The 12,814-nt window shown below is 60.0% G+C and carries 12 protein-coding genes; 3 read left to right on the top strand and 9 right to left on the bottom strand.

From position 1 onward, the window contains the following. The first annotated feature begins 147 nt into the window (after positions 1 to 147). Together V6S97_RS07380 and V6S97_RS07375 are read left to right on the top strand one after the other, a co-directional pair. Positions 148 to 732: a TetR/AcrR family transcriptional regulator gene (locus V6S97_RS07380; RefSeq protein WP_334426436.1), complete on the top strand. Its 585-nt coding sequence runs from the start codon at positions 148 to 150 to the stop codon at positions 730 to 732. Continuing rightward, on the top strand, positions 729 to 1,073 hold the full coding sequence (locus V6S97_RS07375; protein WP_087744791.1) for a DMT family transporter: 345 nt from the start codon (positions 729 to 731) through the stop codon (positions 1,071 to 1,073). The genes V6S97_RS07380 and V6S97_RS07375 overlap by 4 nt, the downstream gene beginning before the upstream one ends. Positions 1,074 to 1,266: 193 nt before the next feature. Here the strand turns inward: V6S97_RS07375 and V6S97_RS07370 are convergent, their stop codons facing one another. From V6S97_RS07370 to V6S97_RS07350, 5 genes are all read right to left on the bottom strand, one after another. Beyond that, complete coding sequence (locus V6S97_RS07370) at positions 1,267 to 2,400, bottom strand: alpha-hydroxy acid oxidase (RefSeq protein ID WP_334426435.1); 1,134 nt, start codon at positions 2,398 to 2,400, stop codon at positions 1,267 to 1,269. 79 nt (positions 2,401 to 2,479) lie between these two features. Then, entirely contained in the window at positions 2,480 to 3,199 is a 720-nt protein-coding gene (locus V6S97_RS07365; protein WP_080866617.1) for a sulfite exporter TauE/SafE family protein, read from the bottom strand. Between the two features lie 304 nt (positions 3,200 to 3,503). Next, positions 3,504 to 4,814 (bottom strand): guanine deaminase, encoded by a 1,311-nt coding sequence (gene guaD, locus V6S97_RS07360; protein WP_003510342.1) that lies wholly within the window; start codon positions 4,812 to 4,814, stop codon positions 3,504 to 3,506. Further along, positions 4,811 to 6,073 carry a urate hydroxylase PuuD gene (gene puuD, locus V6S97_RS07355; protein WP_334426434.1) on the bottom strand — a complete coding sequence of 421 codons (1,263 nt, stop codon included), beginning with the start codon at positions 6,071 to 6,073 and terminating at the stop codon, positions 4,811 to 4,813. Before puuD ends, guaD begins: the two co-directional genes overlap by 4 nt. Before the next feature lie 196 nt (positions 6,074 to 6,269). Next, the gene (locus V6S97_RS07350) at positions 6,270 to 6,572 is read right to left on the bottom strand and encodes a hypothetical protein (RefSeq protein WP_128286789.1); all 303 of its coding nucleotides are present in this window, start codon (positions 6,570 to 6,572) and stop codon (positions 6,270 to 6,272) included. 4 nt (positions 6,573 to 6,576) lie between these two features. Here V6S97_RS07350 and V6S97_RS07345 point away from each other — a divergent pair, with 4 nt between their 5' ends. Then, positions 6,577 to 6,915, top strand: coding sequence for a hypothetical protein (locus tag V6S97_RS07345; protein ID WP_003510346.1), 339 nt, complete (start codon positions 6,577 to 6,579; stop codon positions 6,913 to 6,915). Here V6S97_RS07345 and V6S97_RS07340 read toward each other — a convergent pair. The 4 genes from V6S97_RS07340 to xdhA form a co-directional block, all read right to left on the bottom strand. Further along, complete coding sequence (locus V6S97_RS07340) at positions 6,891 to 7,820, bottom strand: LysR substrate-binding domain-containing protein (RefSeq protein ID WP_112295777.1); 930 nt, start codon at positions 7,818 to 7,820, stop codon at positions 6,891 to 6,893. The genes V6S97_RS07345 and V6S97_RS07340 overlap by 25 nt on opposite strands. Positions 7,821 to 8,057: 237 nt before the next feature. Then, entirely contained in the window at positions 8,058 to 8,912 is an 855-nt protein-coding gene (gene xdhC / locus V6S97_RS07335; protein WP_162690744.1) for a xanthine dehydrogenase accessory protein XdhC, read from the bottom strand. A gap of 14 nt (positions 8,913 to 8,926) precedes the next feature. After that, positions 8,927 to 11,266 carry a xanthine dehydrogenase molybdopterin binding subunit gene (xdhB, locus tag V6S97_RS07330; protein ID WP_334426433.1) on the bottom strand — a complete coding sequence of 780 codons (2,340 nt, stop codon included), beginning with the start codon at positions 11,264 to 11,266 and terminating at the stop codon, positions 8,927 to 8,929. 3 nt (positions 11,267 to 11,269) lie between these two features. Then, complete coding sequence (gene xdhA, locus V6S97_RS07325) at positions 11,270 to 12,739, bottom strand: xanthine dehydrogenase small subunit (protein WP_334426432.1); 1,470 nt, start codon at positions 12,737 to 12,739, stop codon at positions 11,270 to 11,272. Between the last annotated feature and the right edge of the window lie 75 nt (positions 12,740 to 12,814).

The raw sequence follows: 12,814 nt of genomic DNA, 5'->3' as shown, positions 1-12,814 counted from the left end.
GATCGCCGCGATGGACGAAGTTTTACTGACACTTTCCGGCAACAAAACCGCTAAAACTTTAGAGATCGTTTTCATGCTTAATTAAGTATGAATTTCAACCCGATGGCTGCCCTCACAATTTTCTTGAAAAGAAACCAACCATCCGGTATGTTTATTATCATGACAAATGCACATGAACGCAAGAAGCAGCCTGATATCGTGCGCCGCAATCTTCTCGATTGCGCGGCGAAACTTGCTGCTGATCAGGGTGTTGCGGCGCTTTCCGTGCAGGCGGTGGCGGACGCGGCGGGAGTGACCAAAGGTGGGCTGTTCCATCATTTTCCTTCCAAGCAGGCGCTGCTGGAAGCTGTCATGGCGGACCTTCTGGCGGCATTGGACGCGGAAATCGATGTGCTCGTCTCACAGGATTGTGAAGCTTATGGATGCTTCACGCGGGCCTATGTGAACGCGGTTTTCGCTGATCGAGACCGGGATTCGGGCAGACAGTGGGCTGCACTATCGGTGTCGATGGTCGGTGAACCGTCGCTCAGGCGCATGTGGACCGGCTGGTTCGAGGGGTGCCTTGCCCGTCATAAAGAAACGGATGACGGGGTGGTACTGGAGATGGTGCGGCTTGCGGCTGATGGCATCTGGTTTGCCGATCTTCTGGCCGATGACGGCAGGGCAGGTGGCGACAGGGTGGCTCTCAAGGCCCGGATGATCGCCCAGACGAAAAGGGAAACGGAACGATGAACGCGGCAATCTTCACCTATGGGGCGCTCGTCGCGGCCATTGTCTGCGAGGTCATCGCCACCTCTTTCCTGCAGCAGTCGCAGCAATTCACCCGGTTGCTGCCGACAGTGCTGATGGCGCTGTTTTATGGCGCGGCCTTTTATCTTCTGTCGTTCACGCTGCGCGCGCTGCCGGTCGGTGTCGCTTATGCGATCTGGAGCGGGCTGGGCATCGTGCTGATTTCCGGCATTGGATATTTCGTGTTCCGCCAGACGCTGGATCTCGCGGCTGTCATCGGCCTCGGCTTCATCATCACCGGCGTGGTGATCGTCAACGTGTTTTCGAAGACGGTGGGGCATTGAGGGTGGTTATTTGCATGTGGGATTGGTGATAGAGGGCGATATACACACTCCGTCACCCCGGACTTGATCCGGGGTCCAGTGCGGTCAAGTCCTTGATCGCGAAAGGCTGATTTCTCACGGCGCAGACGCCCCGTGGCTGGATGCCGGATCAAGTCCGGCATGACGGAAGAGAGACTACCGCCCTCTGTCACCATCACGCCAGAATACTGCGATCCACATCCGTAATCAGCCGCTTGCCGCAAAGCGCCATGCTGACATCCATCTCCTTGCGGATGATCTCGAGCGCTGTCGTCACGCCCTGTTTGCCATCGGCACCGAGGCCATAAAGGAAAGGTCGGCCGATATAGGTGCCCCTGGCGCCGAGCGCGACCGCTTTCAGCACATCCTGACCCGAGCGGATGCCGCCATCAATATGCACCTCGACCTTATCGCCGACGGCGCCGACGATCTTCGGCAGCATGGCGATGGAGGAGTGCGCGCCGTCGAGCTGGCGGCCGCCATGGTTGGAGACGATGATGGCGTCGGCGCCGGTATCGAGAGAGGCGCGCGCATCTTCCTCGTCAAGAATGCCCTTGAGGATCAGCTTGCCGCCCCAGCGCTGCTTGATCCATTCGACATCCTTCCAGGACAGGCGCGGATCGAACTGTTCCGCCGTCCAGGAGGAGAGCGATGACAGGTCGGAGACATTTTTGGCGTGGCCAACGATGTTGCCGAAGCTGCGGCGCTTGGTGCGCAGCATGTCCATGCACCATTTCGGCCGCGTCGCCATCTGCCAGATATGTTTCGGGGTGAATTTCGGTGGTGCGGAGAGGCCGTTGCGCAAATCCTTGTGGCGCTGGCCAAGCACTTGCAGGTCGAGGGTCAACACCAGCGCCGAGCATCCGGCGGCCTTGGCGCGGTCGATCAGATTGTTGACGAAATCCCGGTCTTTCATCACGTAAAGCTGGAACCAGAACGGTTTCGAGGTGACGGAGGCGACATCCTCGATGGAGCAGATGCTCATGGTGGAGAGCGTGAAGGGCACGCCGAACTCCTCAGCAGCCTTGGCGGCCAGCATTTCGCCGTCGGCATGCTGCATGCCGGTGAGGCCGGTGGGGGAGAGTGCTACCGGCATGGACACCTTCTGGCCGACCATTTCGGTCGCCAGCGACCGGTCGGTCATATCCACCAGCACGCGCTGGCGCAGCTTTATCTTAGAAAAATCCTCCTCATTGGCGCGGTAGGTGCCTTCCGTCCAAGCGCCGCTATCGGCGTAATCGAAAAACATTTTTGGCACACGGCGCTGAGCCTGTTGCTTCAGGTCCGCTATGGTCAGGATTTTGCCCATGGATAAAGCCTTCACATTTGAATGATGGCTTCACATAACATGAATGGGATGGCTGCAACATCAAAATCGACGGGGTTGATCACCAGAAAGCCCGCAAAAACAGTTCGGCTCCCAATAAAAGCAGGCAGATGAGGAACCAGCGCCGGAATGTCGCAGGGCTGACGATGTTACGGATCTTCTGGCCAAGCCACATGCCGAGAAGCGCCGGCAGGATGGCGAGCGCGGACAGTGACAGATGCTCGACGTGGAAGGCGCCCTGCGAGGCGAGGCCTGCGGCGAGTGCGACGGTGGAAACGGTGAAGGAAAGGCCGAGCGCTTGCACGAGATCGTCGCGGGTAAAACCGAGCGACTGGATATAGGGCACGGCGGGCACGACGAAAATTCCGGTTCCGCCGGTCAACAGGCCGGTCGCCAGCCCAATGGTGGGAGAGAGCTTCGGTTCCAGTCTCGCAGGAATGGCGAAGGGCTTTGCGAAAAGGCTGTAGGCCGCATAAGCCGCAAGGCACAGGCCGAGCGCCGACGTGGTCCAGATGCCGGCGCCTGCCGTCATCAGCCGGACGCTGAGAAGCGTGCCGGCGGCGATGGCGATCATCATCGGCCAGAGCCGCGCCACGATAGCCCTGAAATCCGGGCCGGCCAGCAATTGCCAGATATTGGTGATGAAGGAAGGGAGGATGAGCAGCCCTGCGGCAACAACCGGCGGCATGAAGAGGCCGAGCACGCCCATGGCGACGGTGGGCAGCCCCATGCCGGTGACGCCCTTGACGATGCCTGCGACGGTGAAGGTGGCAAAAACCATCAGCATGGTGGTTGTGTCTAAATCCGGCACGGGCGCACTCCAGAGGTCATTCGCATTTTGGCCGGGGGTGCCAGCCAGACATAGAAAGCGAGCGGGTGCGGCACGGTTTCTTCTCCCCGCCGGGGAGAAGGTGGCCCGAAGGGTCGGATGAGGGGGCGACGTTGCCGTATCTCACCACCCTTGCCCCCTCATCCCGCTGCCGCGGACTTCTCCCCGGCGGGGAGAAGAAAGACGCGGCACCCGCTCGATTCAATATGTGACTGTGTAAATGAGTTTGTGGCTAAGTGCTTCGGCCCAAGCCGAACTATGCAAGCGTGCTTTTCATCGCCTTGCCGGCCACGTAGGTTTCGACGACGGTGCGGTCGTCGCCCATGGTGAGCATCAGGAACAGTTCTTCCGTCAGGCTTTTCACTACTTCCATCTTCAGCGCCATGGCGGGGGTGGAAGAGGCGTTGAGCACCGTGATGTCGGCGTCCGTGCCGGCTTCCAGGGTGCCGATGCGGTCGACCATGGAAAGCGCCTCGGCATTGCCGCGGGTCATCAGATACCAGCTTTCCAGCGGGTTCAGGCGCTCGCCCAGCAATTGCTGGATCTTGTAGGCCTCATCCATGGTGCGCAGCATGGAATAGCTCGATCCGCCGCCGATATCGGTCGCAACGGCGATCCGCACCGGCTTTTCGCGACGCTGCAGCTTCTTCATCGGGAACAGGCCGGAGCCGATGAAGAGGTTCGAGGTGGGGCAATGCACGGCCACCGCGCCGGTTTCCGACAGCACATCCGCTTCGCGCTCTGAGAGGTGGATGGCGTGGCCGAGCAGGGTCTTTTTGCCCATCAGGCCGTAACGCACATAGATATCGGTATAGTCGGTCGCTTCGGGGTAGAGTTCGCAGGTATATTTGATCTCGTCCAGATTTTCGGAGAGATGCGTCTGGATGAAAAGATCGGGAAATTCCTGCGCCAGCGCCTGGGCGGCTTCCATCTGCTTCGGCGTGGAGGTGATGGCGAAGCGAGGGGTGATGGCGACGTGGTTGCGGCCCTTGCCGTGCCAGTCGGCGATCACTTGCCGGGTCTCGTCGTAGGAGGTCTCGGGCGTGTCTAGCAGGCCCTGCGGGGCGTTGCGGTCCATCATCACCTTGCCGCCAACCATCAGCATGTCGCGCTTCATGGCTTCGGCAAAAAAGGCGTCGGCGGAGGTTTTGTGCACGGAGCAATAGGCGGCGGCAGTGGTGGTGCCGTGGCGCAGGAGTTCGTCGTAAAAATGCGTGGCGATGCGCTGGGCATGCGCGGTTTCAACGAAACGGCATTCTTCCGGGAAGGTATAGGTGTTCAGCCATTCCAGCAGATTGGCAGCGTATGAGCCGATGACCTGCATTTGCGGAAAATGCAGGTGCATGTCGATAAGGCCGGGCACGATGAGATGCGGCCGGTGATCCTTTTCCTCGATGTCATCAGGCGCTTGGCTGCGAATATCGGCATAATCGCCGATGGCGGCAATCTTGCCGTTTTCGAGAAGCAGGCCGCCATCTTCGATATAGAGATAGCTTTGCGTATCGTCGATCGAGAGCGGCGCGCGGCGGAAGCTCAGCAGGCGGCCACGCAGCAGAACCATGCTCATTCAGTCTTTCCTTCGGCTTTTCCTGTCCCGGACACCGCGCTTTCATACCAGGCGGTCAGCACCTTGCGCTCATCCGGGGTGATGGCTGTGATGTTGCCGGGAGGCATGGCATGGCTGCGCCCGGCTTGCAAATAGATTTCACGCGCGTGGGCGGCGATCTGTTCGTCGGTTTCGAGCTTCACGGATTTGGGCGTAAACGGCACGCCTTCCCCCACCGGCTCGGCGGCATGGCACATGGAACAGCGGCCCTGAACCACATCACGCGCCTTGGCGAAATGGGCGTCGCTGACGAATTGCTGCTGCATGGGGGAGAGGGTGGCGGCCTTCTGTTCCTCCTCGCCGGTCAGCACTTTCGGCACGGTGGAAAGCCACATGATGACGATGAAGATCAGCGCAGTCAGCAGCCAGGTCCATGTCGGCTTGCCCTTGCGGGCATGGGTGGTGTTGAACCAGTGGCGGATGGTGACGCCCATCAGGAAGACGAGTGCGGCGATGATCCAGTTGAACTGCGTGGCAAAAGCCAGCGGATAATGGTTCGACAGCATGAAGAAGATGACGGGCAGCGTCAGGTAGTTGTTGTGCAGCGAGCGCTGCTTGGCGATGCGGCCGTATTTCGGGTCCGGCGTGCGCCCGGCGATCAGATCGGCAACCACGATCTTCTGGTTGGGAATGATGATGAAGAACACATTCGCCGACATGATGGTGGCGGTAAACGCACCGAGATGCAGGAAGGCGGCGCGGCCCGTGAAAACCTGAGTATAACCCCACGCCATCGCCACCAGCGCGACATAGAGCACGATCATCAGGCCCCAGGTATTGTTGCCGAGCGGCGATTTGCAGAGGAAATCATAAAACAGCCAGCCGATGGCAAGCGAAGCGAGCGAAAGACAGATGGCCTGGAACTGGGTAAGCGCCAGTACCGAATGATCGATCAGGAAGAGATCCGCGCCGCCGTAATAAACGATGCAGAGCATGGCGAAGCCGGAAAGCCAGGTGACGTAGCTTTCCCATTTGAACCATGTCAGGTGCTCGGGCATCTGGGCGGGGGCGACCAGATATTTCTGGATGTGATAGAAACCGCCGCCATGTACCTGCCATTCCTCGCCATAGGCCCCCGGCGGCAGATGCGGCCGTTTGACCAGCCCGAGATCGAGCGCGATGAAATAAAAGGATGAGCCGATCCAGGCGATGGCGGTGATGACGTGGAGCCAGCGGACGGCAAAGGCCATCCATTCCCACGCAATGGCGTATTCGTACATTCGGTTCCCCTGATCCTTGTGCAGCGCACCTTGCGAGAAATTTGACCGTTAGGAAAGTGAAAAGCAAAGGTTCGAACGTGATTGTTCACAATCCGATGCCTTTGTGTCCGCAATCTCGTTTCGGTTCGCCCATGCACGCGGGGTGGCCCGGTAAAGTTGCAGCCGCTCATTCCTGTCGCAGTTTGTGCTTAGCTGGCTAACGCGACTCAGCTATTATCCTTTGTGCAGTCTGCTGATGTGCTAAAATATAAGGCTGCGGAGCCCTCGGGCGCGCCTCGTCGGAAATCCATTCCGGTTTTACGCCGATGCGCAGGGTTTCAATGACATGTTTCGCTGGCGGTTCTTCCGAAAGCGGGCGCTGCGAACCCTGGGTGGGGCAGATCAGGGGGCAGGTATCGCAGTTCCCGGTGCCGTTGTGTCCGGGTGGGTGTTGATGTGAAATTTGAATAAAGGGACGCAATGATCTTCCGGCGGCCGCCGTTGTTTCAACGGAGACCATGCCGATGCGCCTTGTTCTGACGGTCCTCTTCCTGCTTTTGGCATTCAGCGCCACCGCGCTTGCGCATGAATCCCACAAGGGGTTCAAATATGAAAGCTACTGCTGCAATGGTGACGCCGAGACCGGCGACTGCCAGATGATTCCCACGCGAAGCGTTCGTGTGACGCCTGACGGTTACGAGGTCTCGCTCGCACCCGGCGATCACCGCATGGTCACGCGACGCCACGTTTTCAGCTGGTCGCAGCGCGAGGCAAGACGATCCGAGGATGGCGAATATCATCTCTGCCTGTTTCCGGATGAGGATACGCCGCGCTGTTTCTATGCGCCGGATATGGGGTTTTGAGGCGGTTGTTGCTGCCGGCTTTCCTCGATCCGCTTCAGTATCCAGTCGCGAAACAGCCTGATCTTGCGGATGTTCCTGCGGTTTTCAGGATAGACCAGCCAGTAGTTCTTGCCTTCACTGCTGAGGTGCTCGAAGGGTTGATAAAGGCGGCCAAGCGCAATCTCATCGGCATAGAGTTCAGGGGTGAGCATGGCCACGCCCTGGCTGGCGATTGCCGCGGCGGCTTCGAAGGCCTGCACATTGAGGCGGCTGCGCGGATAACGGTCAAGGCCCGGATTTTCGACGCCCACTTCCTGAAACCACTGGCTCCACCAGACATCGCCGGGATCGATGATGCGCAGGCGCAGCAGGTCTTCCGGTTTGTGCAACCCGCCGATGCTTTCGGCGAGGCCGGGATGCAGCATCGGCGTATAAACGCCGCGCAGCAATTGATGGTAGATCAGCCCTTTGCCGTTGTCTTTGCTCCAGCGAATGGCGACATCGCAATCGGACTGGGAAAAATCGATCAATGTGCTTGATGTGTCGAGCCGCACCGCGATCGAGGGATGTTCGAGCTGGAAAGCACCCAGATGCCGGGAAAGCCAGCGTGATGCAAAAGTCGCGGTGGAATGGATTGTCAGGGTCGTGTCGGAGGTGTCGCGCACATTATCGACGGCCTCCCGCAAAGTGTTGAAGGCTTCCGCAACTTTCGGCGCCAGTTTCTGCCCGGCCTCGGTCAGCACAACCTGCCGCGCCTTTCTGATGAAGAGCGGCTCGCCAACATTCTCCTCCAGCAGTTTCACCTGATAGCTGACCGCCGTCTGCGTCATGCCCAGTTCCTCACCGGCCTTGGTGAAGCTCAGATGCCTTGCTGCGGCTTCGAACACGCGCAGGGCATTCAGGGGGAACTGGCGGGACATTTTCATGGATAAGCTCTCTTTATGCCAGCGGCCAAAGGTTTCATTGGTTTTTATTCGGAAAACAGAGCATTTTTAGCTCAATTCATCAACTGAGCTTCTGACATTTTTGAATGGAGACGAACATGCGCACAGCACTTTTGCGCGCGTGGTCCCGCCTGCGTGCGGGTCTGCGGACAGCGGAACGGTTTACCCTTGAAAGCCTTGCACCGGACAATCTGGCGGATGAAAGCCTGCCCGACGGGCTCAAGCGTGATCTTGGTCTTGAGGATGGCCGCGTTGATTTTCGTTGCGACGGGTTTCGGCAGCGGAAAATGCTTGCAGCAACTCGGCTGCCACAAGGGCCGCTATGATTGCAGGCCGCTTGTCCCTGACGCTGTTACCGCCGATGGGCAGGATGAGTTTTGTAAGCCGGGACAGCGGCTCTCCCTCCCGCCCCAGCCAATGGGCGAAGGTGGCGCGTTTGGTCTTCGAGCCGATCATGCCGACATAGGCGAGGTCGTCGCGGACAAGCGCCTCCTTCGCGATGAGGAAATCGAGTGCGTGATCGTGGGTGACGATGATGGCCGCCCCGTTTGCCGGGATTTTCGCGACGAGCGCCTCCGGCATGGGGGTCAACACGGATGCGACGTTCACTGGAAGATCGTGCAGCTCGTTTTCACGGGTTTCCACGATTGTCAGGGTCAAGGGCAGGAGCGACAGAGCCTGCGCCAGTGCCTTGCCAACATGGCCCGCCCCGAAAATGAAGATGGCGGGCTGTTGCTCGGCCTCGCCCTTCAGCCTTGCCTCGAGCGCTGCCGCGAGTTCCACTGTTACGCGCCGGAACCGGAGCAGGGTGCGCCCGCCGCAGCATTGGCCGATTTCCGGGCCGAGCGGAATATCCATGCGGTCTTCGGCGGCACCGCTCCTCAACATCGCGCGGGCGTGGTCTATCGCCATATATTCAAACTGCCCGCCGCCAATGGTTTCCCACATGCCGTCTTGCGAGACCAGCATGAAGGTGCCAGCCTCACGCGGCGATGAGCCTTTCACAGCCTCGATTTCCACGAGGATTGCGGGGACAAGGCGGGCGAGGAACGCGGACAGGGGGATATCAGGCATTGGCGCTGGCCCCCTCACACCTTCTTCAGCCGTTCCACCGCCATCAGCACCCGTTCGGGCGTTGCCGGCGCGTCAAGCCGCGGGCAGACCTTGTAATCGGCGACGGAGGCGACGGCCATGGAGAGCGCTTCGAGAACCGAGATCGCCAGCATAAAGGGCGGTTCGCCCACGGCCTTGGAGCGGCCGATGGTGGGTTCGGCATTTTCCGACCATTCCGCCAGCTTGACGTTAAAGCTCTTCGGCCGGTCGGAGGCGAGCGGGATCTTGTAGGTCGAGGGAGCGTGGGTGCGCAGCCGCCCCTTGCCGTCCCACCATAATTCCTCGGTCGTCAGCCAGCCCATGCCCTGCACGAAGGCGCCTTCTATCTGGCCGATATCAATGGCCGGGTTCAGCGACTTGCCGACATCGTGGAGAATATCGGTGCGTTCCATCATATATTCGCCGGTCAGCGTATCGATCGACACTTCCGAGCATGCCGCGCCATAGGCGAAATAATAAAACGGCGTACCGCGACCGGCGGCGCGATCCCAGTGGATTTTCGGGGTCTTGTAAAAACCGGCGGCGGAAAGCTGCACGCGGGCGAAGTAGGCCTTTTTGATGAAGTCGTTGAAGGCGATTTCCTCAAGCCCGATCCGCACCCGGTTCGGCAGGAAGACGACTTCTTCTTCCGGCACGTTCCAGTTCTCGGCGGCGAATTTGACGAGCCGCTCGCGGATCTGGCGGGCGGCGTCATAGGCCGCCATGCCGTTGAGATCGGAGCCGGAGGAGGCGGCGGTGGCCGAGGTATTCGGCACCTTGCCCGTGGTCGTGGCCGTTATCTTCACTCGGCCGATATCCACCTGGAAGGCATCGGCCACCACCTGCGCCACCTTGGTATAAAGGCCCTGGCCCATTTCCGTGCCGCCATGGTTCAGGTGGATCGAACCGTCATTGTAGATATGCACCAAGGCACCCGCCTGATTGAAGGCGGTCATGGTGAAGGAGATGCCGAATTTGACAGGGGTGAGCGCGATGCCCTTGCGGATGATCGGGCTCGTCCTGTTGAACTCGACGATTGCCTGCCGGCGCGCACGGTATTCGCTGGAAGCTTCCAGTTCCTCGACGATGCGGGCGATGATGTTGTCTTCGACCTCCTGATGATAGGGCGTCGTGGTGCGCTCGGAGCCGGTCTCTCCGTAGAAATTCAGCTTGCGGATATCGAGCGGGTCCTTGCCGACGGCATAGGCGATTTCCTCGATGAAACGTTCCGCCCCGAGCATGCCCTGCGGACCGCCGAAACCGCGAAAGGCGGTGTTGGAAACCGTATGGGTTTTCAGCGGCCGGGACGTCAGATGCACATGCGGATAGAAATAGCTGGAATCGGCGTGAAACAGCGCGCGGTCGGTTACCGGGCCTGACAGATCGGAGGAAAAACCGCAGCGTGCGGCATAGGTGGCGTCGACGGCGTGGATGCGGCCTTCCTCATCGAAGCCCAGTTCGTAATCGACGCGGAAATCATGGCGCTTGCCGGTCGCCGTCATGTCCTCGTCGCGATCGGGGCGAATTTTAACGGCTCGGTTCAGCCTCTTGGCGGCAATGGCGCAGAGGGCGGCAAACTGGTTGCCCTGCGTTTCCTTGCCGCCGAAGCCGCCGCCCATGCGGCGCACCTGCACCGTGACGGCGTTGGACGGCACCTGAAGGATGTGGCTGACGACGTGCTGGATTTCGCTGGGATGCTGGGTGGAGCTCCACAGCGTTACCTCGTCATCCTCACCGGGCACGGCCATGGCAATGTGGCTTTCGAGATAAAAATGCTCCTGCCCGCCGATCCGCATCGTGCCGGTGAGGCGGCGGGGCGCCACATCCATTTCCAGCTTGGCATCGCCGCGCGTCAGCGTCATCGGATCGATGACGAGCGCGCCGCCATTTTCAATCGCCGTGTCGATATCGGTGAAATGCGGCAGGTCCTTATAGGTGATCTTCGCCTTGCGGGCGGCCTTTCTGGCGATATCGCGGGTCTCGGCGAAGACTGCGAAAATCGGCTGGCCGTGGAACTCCACCTTTGTTTCGGCCAGCAGCGGTTCGTCGTGACGGCCGCCGGAAGATATATCGTTTTCGCCGGGCACATCCTTGCCAACCATCACCCAGAGCACACCCGGTGTGGCTTCTACCTCTGACAGGTCCATGGAGACGATTTCAGCATGCGCGCGGTCGGAAAGGCCGAGCGCGCCGTGAACGAGGCCGGCGGGTTCGGGAATATCATCGATATATTCGGCGCTGCCGGTCACATGCTTATGCGCGGAATCGTGCCGGAGCGAGGCATGCATCGGGCCGTCGATTTCGGTCTTCGTCTTGTCGAAGCTTGTGGTGTCCATGGTTCAAGCCTCCTCCAAAGTGAAGCGTGTTAGTTCCTGCTTCTCCCCTGAAGTCTCAAGGAAAAACCGCGTCAGCAGGTTCTTGGCCGTCAGTTGCCGGTATTCGGCCGTGGCGCGCCAGTCCGTCAGTGGCGTGAAATCCTCATCCAGCGCATCGCGCGCCGCATCGATCGTTTCCTGCGACCACTCTTTGCCGAGAAGCGCTGCCTCCAGATGTGCGGCCCGTTTCGGCGTGCCGGCCATGCCGCCGAAGGCGATGCGGATGTCTTTAACCGTGCCGTCGGTATCGAGCGTCAGGTAGAAGGCGGCGCACAGCGCGGAAATATCCTCGTCGCGCCGCTTGGAAATCTTGTAGACGGCGTAACGGCTTTCCGGCTTCCGGAACGGAATGAAGAGTTTTTCGACGAACTCGCCGCTCAGCCGGTCCTGTTTGCCGTAGTCGATGAAATAGCTTTCCAGCGGCAGGCTGCGGTTGCCGGAAGACGAGCGCAGGGTGAGCGTCGTGCCGAGTGCGATCAAGGCGGGGGGCGTGTCGCCAATGGGCGAACCGTTGGCGATATTGCCGCCGATGGTGCCCATATTGCGCACCTGCTCGCCGCCGAGCCGGTCAAACAGCCGGGCAAGCGGCGGAAAATGTTCTGCAATGGTCTTGAAGGCCTGGCTGTAGGTGACACCGGCACCGAGCGTGATACCGTTCTCATCCACAGCGATGGTCTGCAGATCCCCGAGATTGTTGATGAAGATGACAGGGTTCAGCGCCCGCATCTGCTTCGTCACCCATAGGCCGACATCGGTGCAGCCGGCAACGATGGTCGCCTTCGGCTCGGCAGCGTAAATCTCGGTCAGATCGGAAAGCGTTGCCGGAATGATGGTGCGATCCTCGCCTCTGACGACGGTGATCGTCTCGTTTTCGCGGATCGCCCAGAGCCTTGCCATGATGTCGGTGCGGTCGCGCTGCAGCGGGTCGAACAGCGCGCTTGGGCGCGCAGTGGCGATCTTTTCAGCGGCCTTCACGATCGGCTCATAGCCCGTGCATCGACAGAGATTGCCTTGCAGCGCCTTTTCGATATCGGCGCGGCCGGGGTTTTCGCTGGTAAGCCACAGGCCATAAAGCGACATGATGAAACCCGGCGTGCAGAAACCGCATTGCGAACCATGAAAATCCACCATGGCCTGCTGCACGGGGTGCAGCGTGCCGTCGCGGGCGGCCAGATGCTCAACGGTCACGATATGGGTACCGTGCAGCGAGCCCAGAAAGCGGATGCAGGCGTTGACGCTTTCATAACGCAGAGAACCATCAAGCAGCCGCCCGACCAGCACCGTGCAGGCGCCGCAGTCGCCTTCCGCGCAGCCTTCCTTGGTCCCGGTCAACCGCTTGCTGATGCGGAGGTAATCGAGAAGCGTGTCCGTCGGTCCGAAATCCTTCAACGAAACCGTTTCGTTGTTGAGGATGAAGCTGATCGCGTCCTTCATGCAATGCCCTGCTGTTTTGACCGGCTGCCGAGCCGGTTTCTTGTGATTATCTTGACGTATCTATGCACGCTCTTG

This window comes from Agrobacterium sp. CCNWLW155 (genome assembly GCF_036888815.1).
GTDB classification, from domain to species: Bacteria; Pseudomonadota; Alphaproteobacteria; order Rhizobiales; family Rhizobiaceae; genus Agrobacterium; species Agrobacterium radiobacter.
Note: the sequence above shows the minus strand (reverse complement) of the source record. Positions and strands in the feature narration are given on the sequence as shown.

What these genes read in the sequence shown, in the direction of transcription:
- puuD (WP_334426434.1), bottom strand. Translation starts at nt 6,073, where the DNA reads ATGTACGAATACGCCATTGCGTGGGAATGGATGGCCTTTGCCGTCCGC.
- guaD (WP_003510342.1), bottom strand. Translation starts at nt 4,814, where the DNA reads ATGAGCATGGTTCTGCTGCGTGGCCGCCTGCTGAGCTTCCGCCGCGCG.
- V6S97_RS07375 (WP_087744791.1), top strand. Translation starts at nt 729, where the DNA reads ATGAACGCGGCAATCTTCACCTATGGGGCGCTCGTCGCGGCCATTGTC.
- V6S97_RS07340 (WP_112295777.1), bottom strand. Translation starts at nt 7,820, where the DNA reads ATGAAAATGTCCCGCCAGTTCCCCCTGAATGCCCTGCGCGTGTTCGAA.
- xdhA (WP_334426432.1), bottom strand. Translation starts at nt 12,739, where the DNA reads ATGAAGGACGCGATCAGCTTCATCCTCAACAACGAAACGGTTTCGTTG.
- V6S97_RS07350 (WP_128286789.1), bottom strand. Translation starts at nt 6,572, where the DNA reads ATGGTCTCCGTTGAAACAACGGCGGCCGCCGGAAGATCATTGCGTCCC.
- V6S97_RS07380 (WP_334426436.1), top strand. Translation starts at nt 148, where the DNA reads ATGTTTATTATCATGACAAATGCACATGAACGCAAGAAGCAGCCTGAT.
- xdhB (WP_334426433.1), bottom strand. Translation starts at nt 11,266, where the DNA reads ATGGACACCACAAGCTTCGACAAGACGAAGACCGAAATCGACGGCCCG.
- xdhC (WP_162690744.1), bottom strand. Translation starts at nt 8,912, where the DNA reads ATGCCTGATATCCCCCTGTCCGCGTTCCTCGCCCGCCTTGTCCCCGCA.
- V6S97_RS07370 (WP_334426435.1), bottom strand. Translation starts at nt 2,400, where the DNA reads ATGGGCAAAATCCTGACCATAGCGGACCTGAAGCAACAGGCTCAGCGC.
- V6S97_RS07365 (WP_080866617.1), bottom strand. Translation starts at nt 3,199, where the DNA reads ATGGTTTTTGCCACCTTCACCGTCGCAGGCATCGTCAAGGGCGTCACC.
- V6S97_RS07345 (WP_003510346.1), top strand. Translation starts at nt 6,577, where the DNA reads ATGCGCCTTGTTCTGACGGTCCTCTTCCTGCTTTTGGCATTCAGCGCC.